Genomic DNA, 25,071 nt, shown 5'->3' on the forward strand with positions numbered 1-25,071 from the left:
CGCCGGTGGCTACACCCGCACAGTGGATCGAGGGCGCGCGCCTGCGCACCCTCCCGATGGCAATTGCGCCCGTGATCATCGGCTCCGCCGCTGCGTACGACCTGGACGGCTTCAGACCGCTTAATGCCGTGCTCGCGGCCCTGGTCGCGCTGCTGCTGCAGGTGGGAGTCAACTACGCCAACGACTACTCGGACGGCATCCGCGGGACCGACGACGTGCGGGTCGGGCCGCTGCGGCTGGTCGGCTCCGGTGCGGCGACGCCTCGGCAGGTCAAGTACGCCGCCTTCCTGTCCTTCGGGCTGGCCATGCTCGCGGGCCTCGGCCTGGTGCTGGTCTCACAGGCTTGGTGGCTGCTGCTGGTCGGCGCCGGCTGCGTGCTGGCCGCCTGGGGGTACACCGGGGGCAGCAACCCGTACGGCTACCTCGGCCTGGGTGACGTGTTCGTCTTCGTCTTCTTCGGCCTGGTGGCCACCCTCGGCACCACCTTCACCCAGGCCGGCCAAATCAGCCTGCCCGCCGTCGTCGGCGCCGTCGGCACCGGCCTGATCGCGACCGCCCTGCTGATGGCCAACAATGTGCGGGACATTCCGACCGACATCGAAGCGGGCAAGCGCACGCTGGCGGTGCGGCTTGGGGACAGGCGGGCCCGGCTGAGCTACGTGCTGATGCTGGCGGTGGCGATCCTGCTGGTGCTGGCCCTGGTACCCACGCACCCGTGGACCCTGGTGGTCCTGCTGCTGATCCCTGCCTGCCTGATGCCAAGCTGGCTCATGCTCAAGGGCAAGAAGCGCAAGAGCCTGATCCCGGTCCTGAAGCAGACCGGGCTGATCAACCTCGGCTACAGCGTCCTGCTGGCCGCGGCGCTGGTGCTGCCGAAGCTGTTCTAGAGGCCCTTGGCCTTGGGTGCGCGGCGGTCCGCGTCGACGGCGATGTCCGGGTGTGCGTCCACCAGTGCGTCCTCGACGTCGGCGTCCTGCGCCTCGGTTTCCCCGCGCACCGTGTGCCCCTTGCCCGCGAAACGGGTCCTCAGCTCCGAGGTGGCGGCGTCACGCTGCTTCTGCAGGAACAGGAAGCTGATGCAGAAGGCGACGACGGCCGCCGCGATGCTGCCGTAGACGACGCCGAGTCCCACCGCGTAGAAGAGGACGAACAGTGCCAGGAACAGCACGAAACGGATCAGGAAGTACTTCAGAAAACCCACGGCTCCAGTCTACCCGCGCATCACTACCCGGGGTTCGCCGGAGGCGACCAGCGGTAGACTGGTGACATGCCTCGAGTGCTGGCCGCGATCGCCTTGATCGCACTTTTCGTCTACGGGCTGGTGGACTGCATCCGCACCGACCATCGCGATGTGCGGGCGATCTCCAAGACGGCCTGGATCGTGGTGATGGTGGTCCTTCCCGTGCTGGGCGCCGTGATGTGGCTGATCTTCGGCAGGCCGCGCGGCTTGCAGGCACCGGCTTCCTACCCCGGGCACCCGACGGCACCCGACGACGACCCAATGTTCCTGCGCAATTTGGAGACCCGGCGCCGGCAGCAGGCCGAGACCGAGCGGCTGCGCCGGATCCGCGGCGAAATCGAAGCCCGCGAACGCAAACTGCGCCGCGAAAACCCCGATTCGGACAAGCCAAGTTCCTGAACGGGACAAGGGTTTCCACCGGCGCGGTGACAAGCAGGAGAGCATTCGCGCCGCCGCTAGAGTGGGGGTCATGACACTGGGGGATGCCGCGGCAGCCGAACCGCTCGTGCACATTCACGGTTTCCGGATGGACTTCGGCGACAAGACCGTGATCCGGGACCTGTCCTTCGACGTCACTGCGGGTGAGACCTTCGGATTCCTCGGCAGCAACGGATCCGGGAAGACAACGACCCTGCGCGCGCTGCTGGGCATCTACCAGCCGACGGCCGGCACCTTGCACATCGGCGGGAAGACCTTCGAGCCCAAGGACGGCGCACGGCTGGGCTACCTGCCGGAAGAACGGGGCCTCTACAAGAAGGAGGCCGTGCTGGACGTCATGGTCTACTTCGGCCGGCTGAAAGGGCTGGGCAAGGCGGCGGCGAGATCCTGGTCGCTTGCCTTCCTGGAGCGCGTCGACCTGGCAGACAAGGCCACCTTGCGGCTGGACAAGCTCTCCAGCGGCCAGCAGCAGAAAGTCCAGCTCGGCGTGACGATCATGAACAACCCCGAGCTGCTGATCCTGGACGAACCGACCAAGGGTTTCGACCCCGTCAACCGCCGCCTGCTGATGGACATCATTGAAGACCAGCAACGTGCCGGATCGACAGTCATCATGGTGACCCACCAGATGGAGGAAGTGGAGCGTCTCTGCGACCGGGTGATCCTGCTCAAAGACGGCGTCTCGCGGGCCTACGGCACCGTCGCCGACGTCCAGGACCAGTTCGGCGGGACGGTTTACCGCGTGCGCCACGGGGGCAGGATTCCGGCCTCCGCCTTATACGACGTCGTCTCGGACGCCGGGGGCCTGGCGGACTTGTCGCCGCGGGAGGGTGCCGATGAGGCCACTGTGCTGCGGTCCCTCGTTGACGCCGGCATCTCCGTCAGCAGCTTCATGACAGTCCGCACCTCCTTGGACGAGATCTTCATCAAGGTCTACGGCGAAGAGCACGCCCCGAAGGGAGCCTGATCCGCATGGCACGACACAATCTGGGCACCGTGGTCGGTTTCGAGTTCACCCGGACCGCCAAGAAGCGGCGCTTCTGGATCGCGACGCTGGCCATCCCCATGGTGCTGGCCGTGGTGTTCCTCCTGGTCTACACCAGCAACACCTCGACCCACAGCACGTCGGACGCGCAGAAGAACGCCCGCTTCACCTTCAGCTACACGGATGCCTCCGGCCTGATACCGCCTGGTCTGGCCGCACGGCTTGGCGGCCAGGTCGCACATGATCCCGCCGCCGCCGTCGCCGACGTCAAGGCGGGCCGCGCCGACGCCTACTTCTCCTATCCCGCCGACCCGTCCACGGCTCCGGTCGAAGTGTTCGGAGTGGACAAGGGCATCTTCGAGAACGGCAAGTACGATGCCGTCGCGAAGCAGCTGCTGATCCTGGCCGCGCAGCAGAAGATCGGTTCTCCAGTCCTCACCGCCGCGGCGGGCGGCGACGTGCAGGTCCACGCGGAGACTTTCAAGAACGGTCAGCTCTCCGGCGGCATCAACGCCGTCGTGCCGCCGCTGATCTTCCTGGTCATCTTCTACGTCAGCCTCATTCTTCTCTCCAACCAGATGCTCAACAGCACCTTGGAAGAGAAAGAGAACAGGGTGACGGAGATGATCCTGACCACCCTGAACCCCACCACCCTGATCATCGGGAAGGTGATCGCCCTCTTCCTCGTCGGCATCGTGCAGATGGCTGTGTTCCTCAGCCCGGTCGCCGCGGGCTACCTGTTCTTCCGGGACAAGCTGTCTCTGCCTGATCTGGACCTGGCCCAGCTCGAGTTCCAGCCTTTTCCCATGCTCACCGGCGCGCTGCTGCTGCTGGGCGGCTTCACCGTCTTCACCGGAACGCTGGTGGCGATCGGCGCCGTCATGCCCACGGCCAAGGAGGCCGGCACGGTCTTCGGCCCGCTGATGGCATTGATCTTTGTCCCGTTCTACACGGTGAGCCTGATCGTCTCCGACCCGCACGCGCCCATCGTGCAGATCTTCACGTACTTCCCGCTCTCCGCCCCGGTTACGGCGCTGCTCCGCAACGGCTTCGGCACCCTCAGCCCGGCAGAGTCCATCGCCGTGATCGTGGAGCTTTACCTCGTCGGGTTCCTGCTGCTGCGCCTGGCCGTCCATTTGTTCCGGTACGGCTCCATTGAATACTCCCGCAAGCTTTCCCTCCGGGATGCCTTCCGCCGGCCAGCTCCGGGCCAGCCACGACCGGTGCGCCCGCAGGAGTAGGCACTGACCGTCTATCCGATGCAGGAATAGTCATAGTCAAAGCTGGAGCGGTACTGCGCGATGCTGACCCTTCCGCCGGCAGTGAGCGTGCCGGCGGAGCAGAGCCGCTTGGCCGAGGTGAGGTTCGTGGCGCCCGCGAGCCAGCTGTCGACGGCGTACAGGTTGCTGGACGAGGGCACCGTGCCGGCTATCCGGGACCACTGGGAACCGGTGGAGTAGAGACCCGTCTGCGCTCCAATGCTGGTGAAGTAGTCGGTCATGCCCGCCCGGTGAGCCCCTAGCTCGGCAGCCCCGCGTAGGAGTGCAGGCCGGAGAAGAAGACGTTGACAATCGTGAAGTTGAAGACCACGCACAGGTAACCGACGATCGAGAGCCAGGCGGCGCGGGTGCCCGTCCAGCCTCGGGTGGCGCGGGCGTGCAGGTAGCCGGCGTAGACCACCCAGATGACAAACGTCCAGACTTCCTTGGTGTCCCAGCCCCAGAACCGGCCCCAGGCCTTTTCGGCCCACAGCGCGCCGAACATCAGGGTGAAGGTCCAGGTGACGAAGCCGATGGTGTTGATGCGGTAGGCCAGGTTCTCCAGGCTCAGGGCGGAAGGCACCTGGCGCATGAACGGCATCCTGTCCGGCTTGCCGGCTGCGAGCGCGGTGGTGCGGCGCGACTGCAGCAGCTGCAGCACGGACATGGCGAAGGTCAGGGTGAAGAGCCCGGCGGAGAAGACCGCAACGGAGACGTGGATGACGAGCCAGTAGCTCTGCAGCGCGGGCACGAGGTGCCCCACCGGGGTCTGGAAGGCCGTCTCGGCGGCGATCAGCATGATCAGGGACAGGCCCACCACAAAGGTGCCTAGGAAACGCAGGTCCCGGCGGGTGAGCACCAGCAGGAAGACCACTGTCACAATGAGGCCGCCGGTGGTGCAGAACTCGTACATGTTGCCCCACGGCACACGGGCCGCGGCGATCCCGCGGGTGACGACGCCCACGCCATGGATCACGGCGGCCAGCACGGTCAGCGCGACGGCGACCCGGGCCACTACGCGGCGTTCGCCGCCGTAGCGCATGGAATCATCCGCGGTCAGGCCGCCTCCGCCGCTGCTCTTCGCGGCGGCCGGCCGCTCGGCGAGCCCCTCAGGCCCGCTGGAGCCGCCCATCCCGGCGGAAGCACCGGCACCGGCGAGCACCGGCACCCGGGCTGCGGCAGCGGACCGGGCCTCGACGGCTTTGGTCGTCTTGCTGCTCCGGGCCAAATCGATGGTGAACGAGATGAACGCCACGGTATAGGCGACGCCGGCCAGCAGCATGAAGAGCTCACTGTACTGACCCAGGGTTTCGTTGATTCCCATTACTGATCCTTCACTGATCCTTCGTCGGAGCCCGCGGGGACTTGCTGTCCGTCACGGTGTGCCGCAGGGTTCATTGTAGTTTCCGTGTCCTTGCCGGACAGCCATTCCTTCTCGAGCAGGGCCCGGATGGCTGCTCCTTCGGCGGCGAGCCGGTGGTCCTCGCCGCGGGCCAGCAGTCCGTACTCGACCATGGTCCGGCCGTCCGGGTGCACCCCGGCCCGCACCCAGGCGCGCCGCCGGGCAATGAACAGGGAGGCCACCAGCCCGGCGACGGCGATCAAGGCGAACACCAGAGCGCCGGCCTGGCCGGGGTTGTAGTGCACGTCCAGCGCGACGTAGCGCTTGATGCCGTCGAAGCTGATGGAGCCCTTGCCCTGCGGCAGCGTGTAGCTCTTGCCCGGCGAGAGCACGATGCCCTTGGCGGGCAGGTCGCGGCCGTTGAGCTGGGTCAGGCCCTTGGTGTCGAGGGTGAAGACGTTCTTGGCCTGGCCCTTGTCCAGGCCAAGGTCGCCGTAGAACGAGTTCAGGTTCAGCTGCGGGTTCAGCGGGTCCGGGTCCGAGCCGAAGGCGACGCCCTTGCTGTCCATGATGGCTGTCGGCAGGAAGAAGCCGACGAAGCCCAGCTGCGAGGGCCTCGCGTCGGGGACCTTGATGGTGAGCAGCGACGTGTAGGCGCCGTCGGTCGGAACCGACACGACGGGTCCCTGCATCGCAATCTTGCCCTGCCCGTCGCGCACGGTGACCACCGGCGCGTAGCCGTTGCCGACCAGGTAGATGTTCGTCCCGCCCAGTGACACGGGGTCGTTGACCTTCAGCACCTGCTTTTGCTCAGCTGACGTCGGGGATGCCTTGGTGGTCAGTGCTGCGTTGAAGTCCAGCGGCTGGCCGTAGTGGCCAGGGGACTCGCGGTCGAACGTGACGGTGAACTTGTCCAGGCGCACCGAATACGGCTGGAGCTGGTCCGGGTTGAAGTTCGTGCCCGGGCTGAAGCTGTCGTAGTCCACGAGCGTGTTGACGAAGGTCTCCCCCTCCACCAGCGTGCGCTGGCCGCTGTAGCCGAACAGGCCGCCGATGGCCACCGATACGAGCACCCCGATCAGGGAGGTGTGGAACACCAGGTTCCCGAGTTCCTTCACGAACCCGCGCTCAGCGCCGACCGAAGGCCGGTCGCCGTCGGCGTCGCGCAGCTCCACCCGGTAGCCGCGCCGCTTGAGGATCCGCGCCGCGTCACGCATCGCGTCACCGGCTGAAACCCCGCGGTCCGCAGGCACCACGAGCGTGCCGTATTCGGGCAGCCGCGAGAGCCTGGTGGGGGTGCGCGGCGGCTGGGAGCGCATCGCCTTGGCGTGCGCGATGGCCCGCGGCACCACGCAGCCGATCAGGGAGATGAACAGCAGGATGTAGATCGCGGAGAACCAGACGGACGAGTACACGTCGAACATCTGCAGCTTGTCCAGCCACGGGCCGGTGACGGGGTTGTCCTTGAGGTACTGGGTGACCACCGACGGATTCACCGGCCGCTGCGGGAACAGCGAACCGGGGACGGCTGCCACGGCCAGGAACAGCAGCAGGAACAGGGCCGTCCGCATGCTCGTCAGCTGCCGCCAGGCCCACCGCAGCATGCCCGCGAAGCCGAGGCTGGGCAGCACCGCCTCTTTGGCTGCCGGCCCCGTGGTTCCGGGTTCTTCGTCCTTGACCTTCGTCATGTCACCGTCCGTTTTGGTCATCAGACCGGAAGCCTTACTGTTCCGAGCCAGGATTGCAGTTCATTCACCCATGCCGTCCAGATCCCCGTTGCCATCAGCGCACCGACCACCACGAGCAGGCCGCCGCCGGAGAGCTGAAGCGCCCGGCGATGCCGCTTGAAGAAGGCCATTGCGCCCATCCCGCGGCGCACGCCGAGGGCAATCAGCAGGAACGGCAGGCCAAGGCCCAGGCAGTAGATGAAGGTCAGGAAGGCGCCCTTGACGGCGTTCGCATCCCCCGAGATGGCCAGCAGCTGCACGGCGGAGAGTGTCGGGCCGATGCACGGCGCCCAGCCGAGGCCGAACGTCAGTCCCAGCAGCGGCGCCCCCCAGAGCCCGGCAGGGACCCGCGCGTGCAGCTTGACGTCGCGTTGGAACCAGCCCAGGCCGCCCATGAAGATCACGCCCATCACGATGACGACGACGCCCATCACCTGCGTCAGCCAGCCCGAGGACAACCGCAGCCACGCCCCCAGCTGACCGAAGACGGCGCCGTAGGCCACGAACACGGCCGAGAAGCCGAACACGAACAGGCCGATCCCGGCGAACATGCGCCCGCGCTTCTGCTTCTGCAGGTCCACCCCGGTCAGACCTGTCACGTAGCCGAGGTAACCGGGCACGAGGGGGAGGACGCAGGGCGAGAGGAAGGAGACAAGGCCGGCGAGCAGCGCCACCGGCACCGCCAGCAGCAGCGAGCCGTTGAGGATCGTTTCGGCGAAGGGATTGCCCACTAGCGTCCGGCCACGGCGTCGGAGATGAGCGCCTTGAGGGTGCTCTTGTCCGCCACCCCCAGAATGCGGGCGGCCACACGGCCCTGCTTGTCCAGCACCAGGGTGGTGGGAACGGCGGCCGGGGGCACGTAATCGGTCATGCCGAGCAGGACGGCGCCGTCCTTGTCGTTGAAGCTGGGGTAGGTCAGGCCGAAGCTGCGGTTGAAAGCCTCAGCCGTGGCCGCTTCGTCACGGACGTTCACGCCGTAGAACAGGACGGACTGCGCGGCGAATTCCTTGTGCAGTGCCTCCAGCGAAGGCGCCTCCAGCCGGCAGGGCGCGCAGCCTGCGTACCAGAAGTTCAACACCGAGACCTTGCCAGCCAGATCCGCCGCGGAGACCTTCTTACCGTCGAACAGGGTTCCGGAGAACTGCACCGGGGGCTTGCGTTCCGAGGGGGCGAACACGGACACGGAGCCGTCGCCGGCGATGTAGTTCTTGTTGTCGCCCGCCTTGGCTTGGGCCGCCAGCGGATCCTGGCCGGCGCAGCCGGTGAGGGCGGCGACAGCCAGGCTGGCCGCCACTGCCGCGAGGAGGCCGCGTCGGCCGAGCTTGCGGAGGCCGTGCTTGCTGTTCACCGTGATCTTCTTCGCTGTGCGCATCGGTTTGGGGTTCATCGATTTGGGGTTCATCGGTTCGGGGCTCATTGGTTCCGGGTCCATGGGTCGGGGGTCCGCCATGTCAGGCGCCCGGCGTCGCGGAGGCGCCGGGCAGCAGCGCCGCTGCGGGTTCGCTGTAGTCCACCGACACGATGCGTTCATCCTCGAACACCAGCGACGTGACGGAGGTCAGGGTGCATTCGCGTTTGCGCGGGTCATGCCAAAGCGGCTTGCGCTCGGCAGCCCGGCGGGCCACCCAGATCGGCAGCTGGTGGCTGACGAGGATCGCTTCCGCACCCTCGCCGCCGGTGGCCAGGGCCTGGCGCCGTGCGTCCCGCGCTGCCTCCAGCACCCGTGCGGCCTGCGCCTTGTACGGCTCGCCCCAGGAGGGACGGAACGGGTTGACGAAATAGGGCCAGTGCGCGGGCCGCATCAGTTCTGCCCGGTTCACCCGCAGGCCCTCGAAGTGGTTTGCCGCCTCGATGATCCGCTCATCCGTCGCCACCTCAAGGCCCAGTGCTGCCGACGTCGGCGCCGCCGTTTCCTGCGCCCGGGTCAGCGGGGAAGAGGCCAGGTGCACGATGCGCGCCCCGGCAGCGGCGCGGTCGGCGAAGAAGCCGGCCGCGACGTCGGCCATCTCGCGGCCGAGATCGGAGAGGTGGAACTCCGGGAGCCGCCCATAGAGCACACCGGCAGGGTTATATACCTCACCATGGCGCAACAAATGGACAGTGATCCGGGGCATGTCCTAAGTTTCGCAGAATTTCTACACAATGACGAACTGAAAGGAAGGCTGGGAACTTGCCGTGAAGATGCGTCTCGCGCGTGTCGGAGCCCCGGCCCGGAGCCCGCAGAAAGTTTTTTGGAAGGGGACGGAATAAAAGATACGTTTGCATGCTTCTACCTATCGACGGCGTTCTTCCGGATGCCGACAGCAGTCCGACAGCTCTCAACTTAGGAGTAGAAATGACCATTCCTTCTGGCCTGACCACCGGTACCTGGAACCTCGACAACGCCCACAGCGAGGTTGGCTTCAGCGTCCGCCACGCCGGCATCAGCAAGGTCCGCGGCAAGTTCAACGATGTCTCCGCCACCCTTGAGGTCGGCGACAGCCTGGCTTCTTCCAAGGTCAACGCCGCCGTCAAGACCGCCAGCTTCGACTCCGGCGACGCCAACCGCGACGGCCACGTCCGCGGCGAGGACTTCTTCGACGTCGAGAAGTACCCGGAAATGACCTTCACCTCCACCCACATCACCGCCAAGGGCGAGACCTACGATCTCACCGGCGACCTGACCATCCGCGGCATCACCAAGCAGGTTGTCATCGAGACCGAATTCAACGGCGTTGCCGTCGATCCGTTCGGTGCCACCCGCGCGGGATTCTCCGGCGAGACCGTGATCAGCCGCAAGGACTTCGGCCTGACCTGGAACGCGGCCCTGGAAGCCGGCGGCGTGCTGGTCGGTGACAAGGTCACCATCTCCCTTGAGGTTGCCTTCGTCGCTCCGAGCGCCTAAGCAGTCCGCAGCCGGTCCGGCAGCAGGCCCGCCCCGACACTGTCGGGCACCGGCCGCTGCCGGACCGTCGCATTTAACGGCATGTAGTGCCTGTGCCCCGCTGCCAAGCGCGACGGCGGTCTACGCTGGCTCCCATGAGCAACATTCCGGAACCAGCCCCGCAGCCGGGGCCCGAGGGCGGCTTCGAAGCGCCCACTCCCCCGCCTTCCTTCCGGCCCCCGGCCGCCGCCAGGCCCGAACCGGGACGGCCCGCGAACGGTTTCCGCTTCGGCAAGACTGCCGGCGGCCGCCGGGGCGTCAACGACGTCATGCCCACCGGCATCACCGGAATGTTCCGCGCCTCCGCTCTTCCGACGGAACTGCGCATTTCCTACTACATTTGGCTGCTCGGCGGCCTGCTCAGCGTCGTCGTCAGTGTCCTCTTCCTCGTCGGCACTCTGCTGGTCTCCACAGCCGTGGCCGAGGCCGGCCAGGGTGCCGCCTTGGCGCTGGCGTTTGGCAGCCTCGCCGCTTCCCTCGTGCTTGCGGCGGCGCAGATCCTCTTCGCCCTGCGGATGAAGGAAGGCTACGAGTGGGCCCGGATCGCGCTCACTGTCGTCGCCGCGCTCTCCCTCGTGGCCGCCGTCGTCTTCCAGAACTGGCTGAGCTTCCTGGTCTCAGCGGTGGCCACCGTGCTGATGTGGCTCCCGAATGCACAGGCCTGGTTCCGCCGCCCGTCTGTCTGAGGGCGCGCCTGCGGCTGCGGAAAACAGCCGCTGCCTTCCCGCCGCGCGCGGGCCTGCGCGATACGCTGTGCTTGACCTCAGGCAAGGCCCCGCAACAGAGACGAAGGACGAGCAATGAGCACCCCTCCCGTTCCGCCGGAGAACGAGCCGCAGCCGCCGCAGTACGGACAGAACCCGCCCCAGTACGGCCAGCAGCAGCCCCCGGCCTATGGCCAGAACCCGCCGCAGTACGGCCAGCAGCAGCCTCCGGCCTACGGACAGGGACCGTCCCCCTACGGCCAGATTCCGCCATACGGCCAGCAGTACGGCGGCTACCAGGGCGCCCCGATGGGAACCGGCAAGCCGGTGGAACGTCCGCGGGAGGTCAACATCGCCTTCTGGCTCATCGTCGCGGCCGGCGTCCTGAGCCTGATCGCCATTCCGTTCAACATCGCTGCGGCGCGCCAGCTAAGCCAGGGCCAGCTGACTACCAGCAACGGGCAGAGCATCAGCCCCGAGACCTTCAACTCGATGCTCACCGGCGTCGCCGTCGTCACGGCCATCATCATCGCCGCCCTGTATGCGCTGGTTGCCGTCTTCGTGCGCCGGGGAGCGAACTGGGCGCGGATCCTTGGAACCGTGTTCGCGGCCATCTCACTGCTGAGCCTCATCGGTTCGACCCTGCCGACCGTACTGCAGGTGCTGCTTGGCGTTGCGGCCATCGTCCTGCTCTACTTGCGGCCCTCGAACGAGTTCTTTGCGGCCCGGAAGCGGGCCAAGCTGGGCCACTACTAGCGGCTACGCTTCGGCAGCACGGGCGCGGGGCGCCGACCCCAGAGTCGGCTCCTGCGCCCGTTGTGCGTGGTAGGCCAGAATCTGCAGCTCGGTTGCCATGTCCACTTTTCGGAGGGTGACGTGCGGGGGCACCTGCAGCGTGACCGGCGCGAAGCTGAGAATGCTGCTGACCCCGACCGCGACGACACGGTCGCACATTTCCTGCGCGACGGGTCCCGGCAGCGCCAGCACCACCATGTTGGCCCGCGTGCGCGCCAGCACCGTTTCCAGGTCCGACACCGGGCTGACCCGCAGCCAGCCGACCTCGCTGCCGACCACCATCTGGTCCGCGTCGAAGATGGCCACCACGTCGAAACCCCGGGACTCGAAACCGGTGTAGCGGGCCAGCGCCTTGCCCAGGTTGCCGGCTCCGACAATTGCGACGCGCCAGTCATGGGTCAGGCCGAGGGCCGCGGCGATCTGCCGGCTGAGGTACTGGACGTCGTAGCCGACACCGCGGGTGCCGTAGGAGCCAAGGTAGGAGAGGTCTTTGCGGACAATCGAAGAACTCACTCCGGAACCTTCAGCCAGTTCTTCGGAGGACACCCGCTCCACCCCGTCGGTGAGCAGCCCGTTGAGCGCCCGCAGGTAGATCGTCAGGCGCGCGACGGAAGCGGGCGGGATCTGCCTTCCTCCACCGTCCTGGCCGGCGGCCAGCGGGTGTGAGGAGGTGTCGGACGAGGTCAAGTCTTGCTCCATCGCATCTTCGGTTATCGCTGCAACGAACCGCAGGCCCTGGTAAAGCGGGATCCTGCGGCTACTTCCACTGTAGGCCCACCCGGGAGGGCCACAAAGTTCAGCGGGCCAGCAGCCTGCGCAGCCGCGCCTCGTCGATCGTCCAGAAGTCGCGCTGGACGCCGTCGACCATCAGGACAGGTATTTCCTCCGCAAACCGCTCGGCCAGGTCGGGGCGGTCCGCAATGGAGAGCTCTTCCCACGCCACTCCGAAATCCGCCGCCACACGGTCCAGCACGTCCCGGGCGGCGTCGCACAGGTGGCAGCCGGGCTTCGTGACAAGCTCAAGCTTCGGGCCTGCACCGAGGGCAGGTTGCGCCGGCGGAACGTTGTTCTCATGCATGGAACCAATGTAGCCAAAGCCCTTCCGCGGCGGCGTCGTCGGGCATCCGGGCCGCGGATTGACTAGACTCGAGCCATGCCCGAAGTGAACACGGTCGCTGCCGAGGAATCCTCGGCGACCCCCAAGCACCTCGGCGAAGCAGCCTTCTTCGACGTCGACAACACGCTGATGCGCGGAGCCAGCCTCTTCCACGTCGCCCGCAAGATGTACCAGCGCAAGGCCTTCACACTGCGCGACGCCGCCGGCTTCGTCTGGAAGCAGCTGAAGTTCGTGACCCGGGGCGAGAACCTCAAGGACGTCCACTCGGTCCGCGACACCGCACTCGCCCTCGGCGCCGGCATCCTTGCGGAGGACATGGCGATCATGGGCGAGGAAGTCTACGACGAGATGATCGAGTCCAAGATCTGGCCGGGTGCCCGGGCGCTGGCGGAGCAGCACCTGCGCGTGGACCGGCAGGTCTGGCTGGTCACCGCCACCCCGATCGAGGTCGCCAGCGTGATCGCGGGCCGGCTTGGCCTGACCGGGGCGCTGGGCACCGTCGGCGAGGTGGAGGACGGCGCCTATACGGGACGGCTCGTGGGCGAGATCCTGCACGGGCCTGCGAAGGCAGTGGCAGTCAAGGAGTTGGCCCGGCGCGAGGGGCTGGACCTGGCCAAGTGCTGGGCTTACAGCGATTCCTACAACGACATTCCGCTGCTGACGCTCGTCGGCCACCCGGTGGCGATCAACCCGGACGCCAGGCTCCGCCGTCACGCGCGGGACCACAACTGGCCTGTTTACGACTTCCGCTCGGGCCGCCGCGCTGCGACGCTGGGGCTGCGCGCCGCGACCGGCGCCGGTGCCATCTACGGGCTGTGGCGCGGATTCTCGCGACTGCGCAGCCGCTGAACCTTCGTCCGTCCGCAGCCCGCACCACGCTTAAAAGCCGAGGGCCCGTCATCGCTGTCGATGACGGGCCCTTCGCAGGCCGGCGCTCGTCCGGCCGCGTGGCTACTTCTTGTTGCGGCGCTGGTGGCGGGTCTTGCGAAGCAGCTTACGGTGCTTCTTCTTGGCCATACGCTTGCGGCGCTTCTTGATTACTGAACCCACGAGTCCTCACAAACTACAGATAAACAACTGTCGGTTGACAGCCGTGAAACGATCAATAACGAAAAAGGATCCTTTACAGGGTACCGCAGGTCATCCCTGCGAAGCCCACCGGCGCCATGGCGGCGGCTGGACCCGGAACGGCAACGCTCAGGCGCTGTCCGCTGTGCCGTCGACGACGGCGCCCCGCAGGTACTGTTCGACCGCCGACTCCGGCACCCGATACGACCGGCCGAACTGCACTGCCGGCAGGTCCCCTGCGTGCACCAGACGGTACACGGTCATTTTGGAAACACGCATCATCTCCGCTACTTCCGACACAGTCAGGAAGTGCACGTTGGAGAAGTTACTCTCCTCACCCATGTCCTCGACATCCTCCGCTCGAACGAATACTCACGCAACAGCCGTGCCGATGCTGAGCCCATCGAACAAGCACGTGAAAGATACTCTAGGGGTAGAAGTGACCATTGTGAAAGTCCCCTATCATGCGGCTCTGCCGGCGGCCCTCACCGACACGGCTTACCGCTGTCTGCGTGCCCGGGTTCCCGCGGCCAGCGCCTCCAGGACCGCCGCCGTCGCCTCCCATCCCATGCAGGCGTCGGTGACGCTCTGACCATAGACCAGGGTGGTCCGATCCGACACGTCCAGCTTCTGGGCCCCTGCCGCCAGGAAGCTCTCCAGCATCACCCCGGCAATGGCTCCGGATCCGTCCTCAACCGCGAGCCGGTCCGCGAGTTCCCGCGCCACAACCGCCTGCCGTTCATGGCTCTTGCCGCTGTTCGCATGGCTGGCGTCGACCACCAGGCGCGGGTTCAGCCCTGCCGCGGCCAGCCGGGCGGAAGCATCGGCCACGTGCTGCGCTGAGTAGTTCGGACCGCTGCTGCCGCCGCGGAGAATCAGGTGCGCATCCGGGTTGCCGGAGGTCTGCACGAGGCTGGCGCGGCCGTCGGCGTCGATGCCCAGGAAGGACTGGGCCGCAGCGGATGCGGCGCAGGCGTCCAGCGCGATCTGCAGGCCCCCGTCGGTGCCGTTCTTGAAGCCGATCGGCATGGACAAACCGGAGGCCAGTTGCCGGTGGATCTGGCTTTCCGTGGTCCGTGCCCCGATCGCGCCCCAGGAGACAAGGTCCGCGGTGTACTGGGGGCTGACGGGTTCCAGGAACTCCGTTGCGGCGGGCAGCCCGAGGGCCGCGACGTCGAGCAGGAAGCGCCGCGCCCGGCGCAGGCCGGTGGCCACGTCGTGCGAGCCGTCCAAGTGCGGGTCGTTGATCAGGCCCTTCCAGCCGACAGTGGTACGCGGCTTCTCGAAGTAGGTCCGCATCACCACCAGCAGGTCCTCGCGGTGCCGGTGCGCCTCGGCGGCGAGGCGGCGGGCGTAGTCCAGGCCCGCTTCGGGATCGTGGATGGAGCACGGCCCGACGACGACGAGCAGGCGGTCATCCACGCCGTCGAGCACGGCCCGCACCTCGTCGCGTCCGCGCCGCACGGTGGCGAGCGCGGCCTCGGCGGCCGGGAGCTCGGCCCGCAGCTCACTCGGTGCCGGCAGGGACCGGAAGCTGGTGACGCGCAGGTCGCCGGTGCTGGATTCTGAGGGGCTGGTGATCGTGTTCATGCGGTTCCGTCCGTGTATGGCGGGACCGTTGGTCAGAACCCGCCGTGGAAATGGCGAAGGGCAGAGATTGCTCTCTGCCCTGCTGGCTCTGAAGGTCGTTGATGATGCGCGTTATTTCGCTGCAGGCCCCTCCAGAGCCAACGCAAAATACGCATACCAACGCTTAGTCATGGGTTCAGGGTAGCCCCGGCCCGTCCCGCCGGCCAAATCCCCGCGGCGGCCGACCGGGCCACGCCCACACCGCCCACCCCAGCCCAACCCGACAGCACCCAACCCGACAGCGCGAGCGGCCACTCGTGGCGACCTCCGCTGACGGGAGGTCGCCGCAAGTGGCCGCTGGCGCGGCGCGGCTCACTTGATACCGGTGGTGGCGATCCCCTTGACGAGGAACTTCTGGCCGATCAGGAAGGCAATGAACACCGGCAGCAGGGACACGACGGACATGGCGAACATCGAACCCCACGAGGTGGAGGACTGTGCATCGACGAAGGCCCGCAGGGCCACCGGGACGGTGAACATGTCCGGCGAGGTGAGGTAGATCAGCTGGCTGAAGAAGTCGTTCCAGGTCCAGATGAACGTGAAAATCGTCGTCGTCGCCAGCGCCGGCGTCATCAGCGGCAGGATGACCCGGAGGAAGATGCGCGGGTGGCCGGCGCCGTCGATGCGGGCCGCTTCATCGAGCTCCTTGGGTACGCCGCGGATGAACTGGACCATCAGGAAGACGAAGAAGGCGTCCGTGGCCAGCAGCTTCGGCACGATCAGCGGCCAGAAGGTGTTCACCCAGCCGATCTGGGAGAACAGGATGTACTGCGGCACGATCACCACATGGAACGGCAGCATGATCGTCAGCAGCATGGCCCCGAAGAACCACTTCTTGCCCCAGAAGTTCAGCCGGGCGAAGGCGTACGCCGCCATCGAGCAGGAGACCAGGTTGCCGATGATGGTGCCCAGCACCACGATGGCGGAGTTGAGCAGGTAGTGGCCGAACGGGTTGGTCAGGGCGTTCCACCCGGCCGAGTAGTTGCCCGCCTCGAAGGTCTTCAGCAGGACGCCGGGTTCGCGGAAGATGACGTCGTTCGGCCGCAGCGAGGACGCCACCATCCACAGCAGCGGATAGATCATGACCAGCGCCGCGACGATGAGGATGGCGTGCTTGACGGCCGCCCGCACCTTGGCGGAGCGGGAGAAGGCCAGGGTGCCGCGCGATTCGCGTTTGCGCGTTGGACGCTTCGGTGCGCCCGCGGCCGGAGGGCGGCGGGCAGGTTCGACGGCGTCGGCCGCGGCGGCGGGCAGGGGCTCGATATTAGTCGTCATAGAACACCCAGAACTTTGCAGCGTAGAAGTTGATGGCGGTGAAGGCACCGATGATTACGAGAAGGACCCAGGCCATGGCGGAGGCATACCCCATGTCGAATTCACCGAAGCCCTTTTGGTACAGGTACAGGGTGAAGAACATGGTCGAGTCGGAGGGCCCTCCGTTGCCGCCCGAGACGATGAAGGCCTGGGTGAACGACTGGAAGGCGCCGATGATCTGCAGCACGAGGTTGAAGAAGATGATCGGGCTCAGCAGCGGCAGTGTGATCTTGAAGAACTGCTTCGCTTTGCTGGCACCGTCGACGTCGGCCGCCTCGTAGTACATCGTTGGGATCTGGCGCAGTCCGGCCAGGAAGATGATCATCGGGGACCCGAAGGTCCACACATGCAGCAGGATGATGCTTCCCAGCGCCGTGCTCGGGTCCGAGATCCAGCCAGGTCCCTGGATGCCGACCATGGCGAGCAGCTGGTTCACCAGGCCTGTGGTGCCGAACATCTGCTTCCACAGGATTGCCACGGCCACCGAGGTGCCCAGCAAGGACGGCAGGTAGAACACCGACCGGTAGAACGGCAGCCCGCGCAGGCCGCGGTCGAGCACCATCGCAATGAGCAGGGCCAGCGCCAGCTGCAGCGGGACACCGATCAGCACGTAGGTGAAGGTCACCCGCAGTGAATTCAGCAGCCGCGCGTCATGGACCATGCGGACGAAGTTGTTGAGCCCGATCCAGTTCGGGTCCTGGATCAGGTTGTAGTCGGTGAAGGAAAGGTAGAGCGACATCAGCATCGGGCCGATGGTGATCGTGGCGAGCCCGATCAGCCACGGGAGGAGGAAGATGAACGCTGCCTTGTTGTCGCGTTTGCCGCCGGCCGCGCCTTTTTTGAGCTTCCCGAGCTCGCTGAGTGCGCTCACGTTACCGGGCCTTCGGACTGTCGGGGCCGAACCGTTTCCGGCTCGGGCGCGGAGACCGTTTCTTGATACAGCACGCAGACCTCCTTGGGTCGGTATCACCTTTGATACGGGCGGTTTGCTCAGTGCGAGCTATGCCGCAGTAAACGTTTTCTCGACGATAGCCGAGCTCTCCTACCCCGTCAAGAAAACGTTTTCTACTCGTCGGTAACCCGGCTATGCTCTGGGACAGCCCCGGAACCCCGGCCCCAACCTTCCCCAGGAGGACTCACATGAATGGAACCCGCCGTCCGAGCGCCCTGGGCGGCTACGAGGACTGGCCGGCCTTCGTCCGGCAGTCACGCCCGTTTGCGAGCGGCGAGGCCGGCGAGGGGGGCGAGGGGGCGGCCGGGCTCGCCGCGGCACTGGGACTGCCCGCGGTTGCCGGGCGCCCAGCTGCGAGGACGGACAGCGAGGTGGTGGAGGACGGCCTCCGCACCACCCAGCTCTCCTGGCAGCTCGGCTACGGGCCGAGGACGGCAGCCTTTTTTGTCCGGCCGGAGCGCCCCCAAGGCCCGCTGCCGGGAGTGCTGCTCATGCACTGCCACGGCGGCAACAAGTGGCTCGGCGCGGAGCGCCTGGTGGACCTCGGCGGCAGGTCCTCGCCCGAAGCGGTCTCCCTGCGGCGCGGACTCTACGGTGGCCGGGCATTTGCCTCCTCCCTCGCACGCAGGGGAATGGCGGTCCTCGCGCATGACACGTTCGCCTGGGGCAGCCGCCGGTTCAATCTCAGTCCGGCCCCCTGGCGGACCGCCGGTGTCCTCGAGGCGCAACATGCCCTGTGGCGAGAGAAGGGGGTGAGCCCGACGCCGTCGGCCACCTACAACATCCTTGCCGCCGACCATGAGCACACGGTCGCCAAGGCTGCAGGCCTGCTGGGCACCAGCTTCGCCGGCATGGTCGCGCATGACGACCTGGCCGCCCTCGCAGTGCTGGGCGGCCTGCCGGACGTGGATGCCGGCCGACTGGCCACGGCAGGGTTCTCGGGAGGCGGCGGACGGGCCATGATGGTTGCCGCCTTGTCGGGGCAGGTGCGCAGCCAGGTGGTCGCCTGCATGATGACCACCTTCGAGTCGTTGCTGCCCTCCTACCTGGATGCCCACTCCTGGCTGATGCAGACCCCCGGCCTGTGGGCGTTCGCCGACTGGCCGCAGATCCCGTCCCGCGCCGCCGTACATCGCCAATCGATGCTGGTCCAGTTCGCCGCCGAGGACGCACTCTTCCCGCTGTCGGGCATGCGGCAGGCCGACAGCATCCTCGCCGCAACGGCCGGCCCGGGCTTCAGCTATGAATCGTCATGGACTGACGGTGGACACGTCATGACGCTCCGAATGCAGGAGGACGCCGCAGATTTCCTCCTCCGGACGCTCTGATTCCCGAGCCTTGGCTCCATTCCGGCTTCCGCCCGGAGCACCCGGAATCATGCCCCGCCCGGCGCACGGAAAACGCATTCCAAAAACCATTGACGCCGAGAATGGGCCGCTGTAATAATCCTTGAAGCGCAAGAAAACGATTTCTCGCTCTTCGTCCGCTCCTCAGAAAGAACAGGTCAATGAAGACTTTCCTTCGCAGGTCCGCGCTTGCCAAGATGCTGGCCACAGCGGCAACCGTCGCCGTGCTCGCCACCGGCTGCGGCACCGGATCCTCTGCATCCTCCGACGGCAACGTGACACTCCGCTTCACCTGGTGGGGGAACGATCTGCGGAACAAGGAAACGCAGCAGGTGATCGACGCGTTCCAGGCCTCGCACCCCAACATCAAGATCCAGGCCGAACCGGGCGTCTGGTCCAGCTACTGGGACAAACTGGCTACCACCACCGCCGCCAACGACTCCCCCGACGTCATCCAGATGGACCAGGCCTACATTGCCGAGTACGGCGGCCGCGGGGCACTGATGGACCTGTCGAAGCAAAGTAACATCGACACCTCCAAGATCGACCAGGACGCGCTGAAGTCCGGCCAGTACAACGGCAAGCAGTTCGGCCTGAGCACCGGACAGAACGCCTACGTGGTGCTGGCCAACACGAAGCTCTTCCAAGCGGCCGGCGTCCCCCTTCCCAACGACAAGACCTGGACCTGGGACGACTACCAGAAGATCGCCGCCCAGGTGGCCGCAGGAGCAAGCAAGAGCGGCAAGACCAACTACGGTTCCTCCTACGGCTTGACCGACTCGGACATGAACACCTGGGCGCGCCAGCAGGGTGAATCCCTTTACTCCGCGGACGGCAACCTCGGCCTTAAGGAAGGCACGGCGGCGAGCTTCTTCCAGCACATCAACGCCTTGCGCGACGCCAAGGCCGCGCCTCCTGCCGACCTCGCCTCCGAGGACATCAACGCTCCGATTGAACAGACTCTTTTCGGCACGGGGAAGACCGCCATGGCGTGGATGTGGACCAACCAGGTCAGTGCGATGTCCTCCGCCACCGGAAGCACCATCAAGATCCTGCGTGCGCCGAGCCAGAGCGGGCAGGCCAGCAAGAACGGCATGTTCTACAAGCCTTCCATGTTCTGGTCCGAATCCTCCCGGTCAAAGCACCCGAAGGAGGCCGCGGAGTTCATCAACTTCCTCGTAAACAGCACCGACGCCGCCAAGACCATCCTCACCGAGCGAGGGTTCCCGACGAACACCGACATCCAGGCCGCAATCGAGCCGATGCTCAAGCCCACGGACAAGACGGCGGCCAGCTTCCTGAAGGACATCAAACCCGACATGCAGGCGCCGTCGGCGGTCCCGCCGAAGGGCTCCTCCGGCATGCAGAAACTCATCCAGCGGTACTCGACGGACGTGCTCTTCAACCGCAAGAGCCCGGCCGACGCCGCGAAGGGCTTCATGCAGGAGGCCCAGGGCATGATCGATTCAGCCAAGTAGATCCACCGGCAGACGGGCGGGCGGTTCCATCGGGAGCCGCCCGCCTTGCTGCATGCCCGGGCGAAGAAATCGTTTTCGGTTGCTGGATGTGGTTTGATCGGGGCATCGGAACCAGAGCCGCCCTGGCGGCTCATTGAAAGGCAAGCACAGTGGGCAAGAAGGCATCCCCGGGACGGGTGGGCATCGCGGCTGTAGCCGCAGCGGCAGGCGTGTCGCCGGCGACAGTCTCCCGGGTCATGAACGGCAACTACACGGTCGACGCGCAGATCGCCGCCCGCGTCCGGCAGGTCGCCACCGAGCTGAATTACCAGCCGAACCCGCTGGGCCGAAGCCTGGTGCTCGGCAAGACGGAAACCATCGGCGTGATTGTGCCGGACCTGGCCAACCCGACCTTCCAGGCCGCGTTGCACGGCGTGAGCCGCGCCGCAGCGAAGGACGGCTACCGTGTGCTGATCGCGGATTCGGCGGAAACCACGAGCGAGGAGCCCATCCTGTCTTCCGAGATGCGCCGGCGCTGCGACGGCGTGATCCTGTGCGCCCCCCGCATGAGCATCGAGCAGCTTAGCGGGATCGCGGAGTCGCTGCGTCCGCTCGTGCTGATCAACCGCCCCGATGACGTCCCGGAGACCCCGAGTTTCTCCGTCGACTACGGCCACGGAATCACCGAGCTCGCCGAGCACGTGCTCTCGCTCGGGCACCGCCACATCGCTTACCTTGCGGGCCCGGCACGCAGCGTCTCGCACGGGGTCCGCCTCGCGAGCCTGGAGAAGTTCGCGGCCGCCCACCCCGAAGTTGAGCTCCGCTTCCTTGAGGCCGGCTCCTCCTTCGAAAGCGGTCACTCCGCCGTGGACAAGGTCCTCGACGCAGGGGTCACCGCCGTGCTGGCCTTCAACGACCTCGTGGCGATGGGCCTGCTCAGCGGGCTGCACGAACGCGGCGTCAAAGTGCCCGAGGACATCTCGGTGACGGGCTTCGACGACATCCCGTTTGCCAGCTACACCATGCCCCCGCTCACCTCCGCGGAAGTATCGATCGACGTCGTCGGCGAGCGGGCCTGGCAGAGCATGCGCGGCCTGCTCCGGAAGGAGCCGGCCGAGGGGCCGCTCAAGCACACCTTCGAGCCGACCCTGCGCCCGCGCGGCAGCACCGGCCCCGCACCGCGTGGCTGACCGCAGCCACTCACCCCGCACCCGGCCCAGTGCCGCTCGCCCAGAGGGCGCCAACGGTGGCTTCGGCGCGCGTGAAGCCGCCGCAACTGGCCGTTCGCGCAGTGTCCGGGTGAGTGCGAGAAATCGTTTTCTGAGCTAGGCTGGTCGCAGTAGACTCCCGCTCCGACGACTGACGGAGGAACAGTGACGTTCCCAGCCACCGACCCGGCCACCCTGACCGACTCGCCCGCGCCGCGGGCCGCCCGCATCGCCCTCGTCGGGATCCACGGCTTCGGGCTGCAGCACCGGAAGAACCTCGCCCGCTTGCAGGCAGCGGGCATCGTCGAACTGGTGGCCGCCGCGGATCCGAATCCTCCGGCCGACGGAGACCTCCCGGACTCGGCCCGCGCCTTCGGCACCCTCGACGAACTGCTGGCCGGAACCCCCGGGATCGACGTCGTCATCATTGCCACCCCCATCCAGACGCACGCACCGCTGGCGGTCGCTGCCCTCGAGGCCGGCGCGGACGTGTACCTGGAAAAGCCGCCGGTTGCCTCCTTCGCCCAGTTCGAAGAAGTGCTCGCGGCAGCCGAGCGCACCGGCCGTGCAGTCCAGGTCGGCTTCCAAAGCCTCGGCTCGCGGGCGCTGCCGGCCCTTGCCGAAACCATCGCGTCCGGCTCGCTCGGCTCCATCCGTGCGGTGACGGCCACCGGCCTTTGGGTGCGCAGCAGGGCCTACTACGCCCGCTCCCGCTGGGCCGGCAAACGCACCCTCGACGGCACGGACGTCGTCGACGGCGTCGCCACCAATGCGCTGGCCCATGCGGTCGCAACGGCGCTGGCCATTGCCGGGGTGCGGACGGCGGATCAGGTCGCCGGGGTCGACACCGAACTGTACCGGGCCAATCCGGTCGAAGCCGATGACACCTCCGTGATCCGCATCCGCCCGGTCCACGCCCCGGCGATCACCTGCGCCCTGACGCTGTGCGCCGAGGAGCAGTCCGAACCGTACGTCACCGTCCACGGGACCGAGGGGTCGGCGGTGTTCTACTACACGTCGGACGTTCTGGACGTCACGGCCGGCGGGCACCCGGAGCGCGACGTTTTCGGCCGGGTGGACCTGCTCGAGAACCTGCTGGAACACCGGTCCTCCGGCACCGGATTGCTCAGCCCGCTGGCGGCTTCCGGCGCCTTCATGCGGGCGCTGGAAGCGATCCGCACGGCCAAAGCCCCCTCACCGATCGACCCGCGTTTCGTGCGCTGGAAGGGTGAGGCCGGGAACGCGCATCCCGTTGTCGCGGGGATCGAGCAGGCCGTGGCACGGGCCTGTGCCGCGGGCTCGACGTTCAGCGAACTTGGCCTGCCGTGGGCCCGCCCCCTCGAGCCGGCAGGGCGGATCAAGGTCGGCGGACGGCCGGTGGCAGCCCTGCAGGACGGCACGCGCATCCCGCCGACGTCGTCGCCACGGCCCTACCTGCACCCGGTGAGCACCCCCGGCGGCACCGTGGTTACCGACCACCAGCCGCTCGACCATGTCTGGCATCTGGGTGCCGGGGTCGCGCTGCAGGACGTCGACGGCGTCAACTTCTGGGGCGGCCGGACCTACACGCGGGAGGCCGGCGGCTATGTTTGGCGCCCCGACCACGGCCGGATCCGCACCGTGGACCGGCACCTCACTGCCACCGACCTGAGCGAACAGCTGCAGTGGACGGGCCCCTGCGGCGCGCCCGTGCTGAATGAAACCCGCCGCTGGGAGTGGTCGGCCGTGGACGAAACCACCTGGCGCCTGCGGCTGGCCTTCGAGCTCTCCCCCGCGGGCACCGCTCCGGTGCAACTGGGCAGCCCGGGCTCCAACGGCCGCACGCGCGGGGGTTACGGCGGTTTCTTCTGGCGTTTCCCGCCCTGCCGGAACATCCGGGTGCGCACCGCCGACGCCGTCGGCGAGCAGGACGTCCACGGTTCGGTCAGCCGCTGGCTGGCGTGGACGGCCGACTTCGACGGCGGCACCGCGACCGTCATGTTCCTGGCCCCGCAGGAAAGCGCCGACCCGTGGTTCGTCAGGGTCGCGGACTACCCCGGAGCGGGCTCCGCCCTCGCCTGGGACACCCCTGTCAGCGCCACGAACGCCGACCCGGTCCGCAGGACCATCACCACCTTCATCGCCGACGGTGAGCTCGGCGCCGCGCGCATCACCGAACTGGGGGACCTTCAATGAGCGAACTATCCACTGCGACGCGAAGCCCGGGCCCCGGCCAGGACGGGAGGACAGCCGACAGGATCGCCAAGCGCCAGCGGGTGCTGCGGGTCATGGACGACGCCGGCGCCGATTCCCTCCTGCTGACAAGCGTCACTGCCCTCTCCTGGTACCTGGACGGCGGCCGTGTCCAGGTGAGCCTGGCCGGCGACCCGGTCGCGGCGCTGCTGGTGACCCGGGAGACGGACCATCTCGTGACTTTCAGCAACGAGGCGGCCAGGCTCCGGGACGAGGAGCTTCCGGCCGGCCTGGAAATCCACGAAATCCCCTGGTTCGGCTCGCTCACCGACGTCGGCAACTGGTACGGACCGGCCAGCCCTGTGCCGGAAGCGGAGCTTGCCCGGCCGCTGCGCGACGCCCGCCGGTCGCTTCTGCCCGGCGAACGGCAGCGTTACGCCGCCCTGTGCGCCGAGACGGCGGCGCTGCTCACCGATGTGCTCACCGCGGCGCGCCCCGACCTGACCGAGCGGGAACTCAGCTCCCAGCTGGCCGAACGCGTTGCGGGCATCGGCGCGGATCCGCTGGTGGTCCTGGCCAACGGCCCCTCCCGGGCCGGCTACCGCCACCCCCTCCCCACGGACACACCGCTGGGCCGCCGGGCCATGGCCGTCGTCTGCGCCCGCCGCGACGGACTCATCAGCAACGTGACCCGCTGGGTGCGGTTCGGCAACGCCTCCGGCCGGGAACTGGATGCCGAGGCGCGTATCCGGGAAGTGGAGGCGGACGCCTTTGCCGCAACCGTCCCGGGCGCCGAACTGAAGGGAGTGCTGGCCGGGATCGCCCGCTCGTACGGGCGGCACGGCTTCGGCGCCGACCAGTGGCTGCTGCACCACCAGGGCGGCCCCGCCGGCTACGCGGGACGCGATCCCCGCGCCACCCCGGCGGCCGACGACACAGTCGTCCTGGGCCAGGCATTCGCGTGGAATCCCTCAGCGCCGGGGGTGAAGGTGGAGGACACAGTGCTGTTGACCGGGCAGGGCATGCAGGTCCTCAGCTCGGACCCACGGTGGCCTGCCGAAGCGGTGCACGGCGTGCAGCGGCCCCTGACCCTGGAGCTCTAGATCCTTCCCTGCCGCTAGCTTTCCTCGTCCCGGGAGGACGCCGGCGTCCAGTGCAGCGTGATTTCCACGCCGTCCCCGCCCCCGCGGATATTCATGAGCAAGTCCTCGTCGAAGAGGTCGTTTTCGGTGACGTCGTCCCCCTTTGCTTGTGCCTCTTCGATGAGGTGTGTCAGCGCGACCGAGACGGCGCGGCCCCAGTCATGCGGATGCTTGCTGGAGGCTGTGGCAGTGGCGGAGTACTTGTTGCTCATGGACTCCATTGTTGCCTGCCTTCCTCCACATGGGAACGGTA

At 67.3% G+C, this 25,071-nt stretch carries 28 protein-coding genes; 13 read left to right on the top strand and 15 right to left on the bottom strand.

Annotated elements, in window-relative coordinates:
- The first annotated feature begins 5 nt into the window (after window positions 1-5).
- Window positions 6-887, top strand: coding sequence for a 1,4-dihydroxy-2-naphthoate polyprenyltransferase (locus KIH31_RS01575; RefSeq protein WP_214425302.1), 882 nt, complete (start codon window positions 6-8; stop codon window positions 885-887).
- Here KIH31_RS01575 and KIH31_RS01580 read toward each other — a convergent pair.
- Window positions 884-1,201: a DUF4229 domain-containing protein gene (locus KIH31_RS01580; protein WP_214425303.1), complete on the bottom strand. Its 318-nt coding sequence runs from the start codon at window positions 1,199-1,201 to the stop codon at window positions 884-886. The genes KIH31_RS01575 and KIH31_RS01580 overlap by 4 nt on opposite strands.
- Before the next feature lie 66 nt (window positions 1,202-1,267).
- On the opposite strand from KIH31_RS01580, the gene KIH31_RS01585 reads away from it, so the two are divergent.
- The 3 genes from KIH31_RS01585 to KIH31_RS01595 all read left to right on the top strand — a co-directional run bounded on the left by KIH31_RS01585 (window position 1,268) and on the right by KIH31_RS01595 (window position 3,904).
- Window positions 1,268-1,639, top strand: coding sequence for a PLD nuclease N-terminal domain-containing protein (locus KIH31_RS01585; RefSeq protein WP_214425304.1), 372 nt, complete (start codon window positions 1,268-1,270; stop codon window positions 1,637-1,639).
- Window positions 1,640-1,709: 70 nt separating this feature from the next.
- Window positions 1,710-2,645, top strand: a complete 936-nt coding sequence (locus KIH31_RS01590) for an ABC transporter ATP-binding protein (protein WP_250545337.1) — start codon at window positions 1,710-1,712, stop codon at window positions 2,643-2,645.
- Window positions 2,646-2,650: 5 nt separating this feature from the next.
- A complete protein-coding gene (locus KIH31_RS01595; protein ID WP_214425305.1) occupies window positions 2,651-3,904 on the top strand; it encodes an ABC transporter permease in 1,254 nt (417 codons plus the stop codon).
- A gap of 11 nt (window positions 3,905-3,915) precedes the next feature.
- Here KIH31_RS01595 and KIH31_RS01600 read toward each other — a convergent pair whose 3' ends face one another.
- The 6 genes from KIH31_RS01600 to KIH31_RS01625 all read right to left on the bottom strand — a co-directional run bounded on the left by KIH31_RS01600 (window position 3,916) and on the right by KIH31_RS01625 (window position 9,105).
- On the bottom strand, window positions 3,916-4,164 hold the full coding sequence (locus KIH31_RS01600) for a hypothetical protein (RefSeq protein WP_214425306.1): 249 nt from the start codon (window positions 4,162-4,164) through the stop codon (window positions 3,916-3,918).
- 17 nt (window positions 4,165-4,181) lie between these two features.
- Window positions 4,182-5,246 carry a c-type cytochrome biogenesis protein CcsB gene (gene ccsB / locus KIH31_RS01605; RefSeq protein ID WP_214425307.1) on the bottom strand — a complete coding sequence of 355 codons (1,065 nt, stop codon included), beginning with the start codon at window positions 5,244-5,246 and terminating at the stop codon, window positions 4,182-4,184.
- Window positions 5,246-6,952, bottom strand: a complete 1,707-nt coding sequence (locus KIH31_RS01610) for a cytochrome c biogenesis protein ResB (protein WP_214425644.1) — start codon at window positions 6,950-6,952, stop codon at window positions 5,246-5,248. The genes ccsB and KIH31_RS01610 overlap by 1 nt, the downstream gene beginning before the upstream one ends.
- A gap of 20 nt (window positions 6,953-6,972) precedes the next feature.
- Window positions 6,973-7,722, bottom strand: a complete 750-nt coding sequence (locus tag KIH31_RS01615) for a cytochrome c biogenesis CcdA family protein (protein WP_214425308.1) — start codon at window positions 7,720-7,722, stop codon at window positions 6,973-6,975.
- Window positions 7,722-8,363 carry a TlpA disulfide reductase family protein gene (locus KIH31_RS01620; protein ID WP_214425645.1) on the bottom strand — a complete coding sequence of 214 codons (642 nt, stop codon included), beginning with the start codon at window positions 8,361-8,363 and terminating at the stop codon, window positions 7,722-7,724. The genes KIH31_RS01615 and KIH31_RS01620 overlap by 1 nt, the downstream gene beginning before the upstream one ends.
- A 79-nt stretch (window positions 8,364-8,442) precedes the next feature.
- Window positions 8,443-9,105, bottom strand: a complete 663-nt coding sequence (locus KIH31_RS01625) for a histidine phosphatase family protein (protein ID WP_214425309.1) — start codon at window positions 9,103-9,105, stop codon at window positions 8,443-8,445.
- A 221-nt stretch (window positions 9,106-9,326) separates the two neighbouring features.
- Here KIH31_RS01625 and KIH31_RS01630 point away from each other — a divergent pair, with 221 nt between their 5' ends.
- From KIH31_RS01630 to KIH31_RS01640, 3 genes are all read left to right on the top strand, one after another.
- A complete protein-coding gene (locus KIH31_RS01630) occupies window positions 9,327-9,875 on the top strand; it encodes a YceI family protein (RefSeq protein ID WP_214425310.1) in 549 nt (182 codons plus the stop codon).
- Between the two features lie 134 nt (window positions 9,876-10,009).
- A complete protein-coding gene (locus tag KIH31_RS01635) occupies window positions 10,010-10,600 on the top strand; it encodes a hypothetical protein (protein WP_250545339.1) in 591 nt (196 codons plus the stop codon).
- Window positions 10,601-10,714: 114 nt separating this feature from the next.
- Window positions 10,715-11,374, top strand: a complete 660-nt coding sequence (locus KIH31_RS01640; RefSeq protein WP_214425311.1) for a hypothetical protein — start codon at window positions 10,715-10,717, stop codon at window positions 11,372-11,374.
- 3 nt (window positions 11,375-11,377) lie between these two features.
- Here the strand turns inward: KIH31_RS01640 and KIH31_RS01645 are convergent, their stop codons facing one another.
- On the bottom strand, window positions 11,378-12,100 hold the full coding sequence (locus KIH31_RS01645) for a redox-sensing transcriptional repressor Rex (protein WP_374224834.1): 723 nt from the start codon (window positions 12,098-12,100) through the stop codon (window positions 11,378-11,380).
- 109 nt (window positions 12,101-12,209) lie between these two features.
- Window positions 12,210-12,491, bottom strand: a complete 282-nt coding sequence (locus tag KIH31_RS01650; RefSeq protein WP_214425313.1) for a glutaredoxin family protein — start codon at window positions 12,489-12,491, stop codon at window positions 12,210-12,212.
- A gap of 75 nt (window positions 12,492-12,566) precedes the next feature.
- Here KIH31_RS01650 and KIH31_RS01655 point away from each other — a divergent pair, with 75 nt between their 5' ends.
- A complete protein-coding gene (locus KIH31_RS01655; protein ID WP_214425314.1) occupies window positions 12,567-13,379 on the top strand; it encodes an HAD family phosphatase in 813 nt (270 codons plus the stop codon).
- Window positions 13,380-13,481: 102 nt separating this feature from the next.
- Here the strand turns inward: KIH31_RS01655 and KIH31_RS01660 are convergent, their stop codons facing one another.
- From KIH31_RS01660 to KIH31_RS01680, 5 genes are all read right to left on the bottom strand, one after another.
- Window positions 13,482-13,580, bottom strand: a complete 99-nt coding sequence (locus KIH31_RS01660; RefSeq protein WP_003792170.1) for a 30S ribosomal protein bS22 — start codon at window positions 13,578-13,580, stop codon at window positions 13,482-13,484.
- Between the two features lie 147 nt (window positions 13,581-13,727).
- Entirely contained in the window at window positions 13,728-13,940 is a 213-nt protein-coding gene (locus KIH31_RS01665; protein WP_214425315.1) for a helix-turn-helix domain-containing protein, read from the bottom strand.
- A 156-nt stretch (window positions 13,941-14,096) separates the two neighbouring features.
- Entirely contained in the window at window positions 14,097-15,188 is a 1,092-nt protein-coding gene (locus KIH31_RS01670) for a 3-deoxy-7-phosphoheptulonate synthase (RefSeq protein WP_214425316.1), read from the bottom strand.
- Window positions 15,189-15,539: 351 nt separating this feature from the next.
- Window positions 15,540-16,502, bottom strand: a complete 963-nt coding sequence (locus KIH31_RS01675; RefSeq protein WP_214425317.1) for a carbohydrate ABC transporter permease — start codon at window positions 16,500-16,502, stop codon at window positions 15,540-15,542.
- On the bottom strand, window positions 16,492-17,412 hold the full coding sequence (locus tag KIH31_RS01680) for a carbohydrate ABC transporter permease (protein ID WP_214425318.1): 921 nt from the start codon (window positions 17,410-17,412) through the stop codon (window positions 16,492-16,494). Before KIH31_RS01680 ends, KIH31_RS01675 begins: the two co-directional genes overlap by 11 nt.
- Before the next feature lie 269 nt (window positions 17,413-17,681).
- On the opposite strand from KIH31_RS01680, the gene KIH31_RS01685 reads away from it, so the two are divergent.
- From KIH31_RS01685 to KIH31_RS01705, 5 genes are all read left to right on the top strand, one after another.
- Window positions 17,682-18,821 carry an acetylesterase gene (locus tag KIH31_RS01685; RefSeq protein WP_214425319.1) on the top strand — a complete coding sequence of 380 codons (1,140 nt, stop codon included), beginning with the start codon at window positions 17,682-17,684 and terminating at the stop codon, window positions 18,819-18,821.
- A 179-nt stretch (window positions 18,822-19,000) separates the two neighbouring features.
- Window positions 19,001-20,317, top strand: coding sequence for an ABC transporter substrate-binding protein (locus KIH31_RS01690; protein WP_214425320.1), 1,317 nt, complete (start codon window positions 19,001-19,003; stop codon window positions 20,315-20,317).
- Between the two features lie 149 nt (window positions 20,318-20,466).
- Entirely contained in the window at window positions 20,467-21,486 is a 1,020-nt protein-coding gene (locus KIH31_RS01695) for a LacI family DNA-binding transcriptional regulator (RefSeq protein WP_214425321.1), read from the top strand.
- Between the two features lie 183 nt (window positions 21,487-21,669).
- Complete coding sequence (locus KIH31_RS01700) at window positions 21,670-23,679, top strand: DUF6807 family protein (protein WP_214425322.1); 2,010 nt, start codon at window positions 21,670-21,672, stop codon at window positions 23,677-23,679.
- Entirely contained in the window at window positions 23,676-24,779 is a 1,104-nt protein-coding gene (locus KIH31_RS01705) for a Xaa-Pro peptidase family protein (protein ID WP_214425323.1), read from the top strand. The genes KIH31_RS01700 and KIH31_RS01705 overlap by 4 nt, the downstream gene beginning before the upstream one ends.
- 14 nt (window positions 24,780-24,793) lie before the next feature.
- Here KIH31_RS01705 and KIH31_RS01710 read toward each other — a convergent pair whose 3' ends face one another.
- Complete coding sequence (locus tag KIH31_RS01710) at window positions 24,794-25,030, bottom strand: hypothetical protein (RefSeq protein ID WP_214425324.1); 237 nt, start codon at window positions 25,028-25,030, stop codon at window positions 24,794-24,796.
- Between the last annotated feature and the right edge of the window lie 41 nt (window positions 25,031-25,071).

Source organism: Paenarthrobacter sp. DKR-5 (genome assembly GCF_018531425.1).
Lineage (GTDB): Bacteria > Actinomycetota > Actinomycetes > Actinomycetales > Micrococcaceae > DKR-5.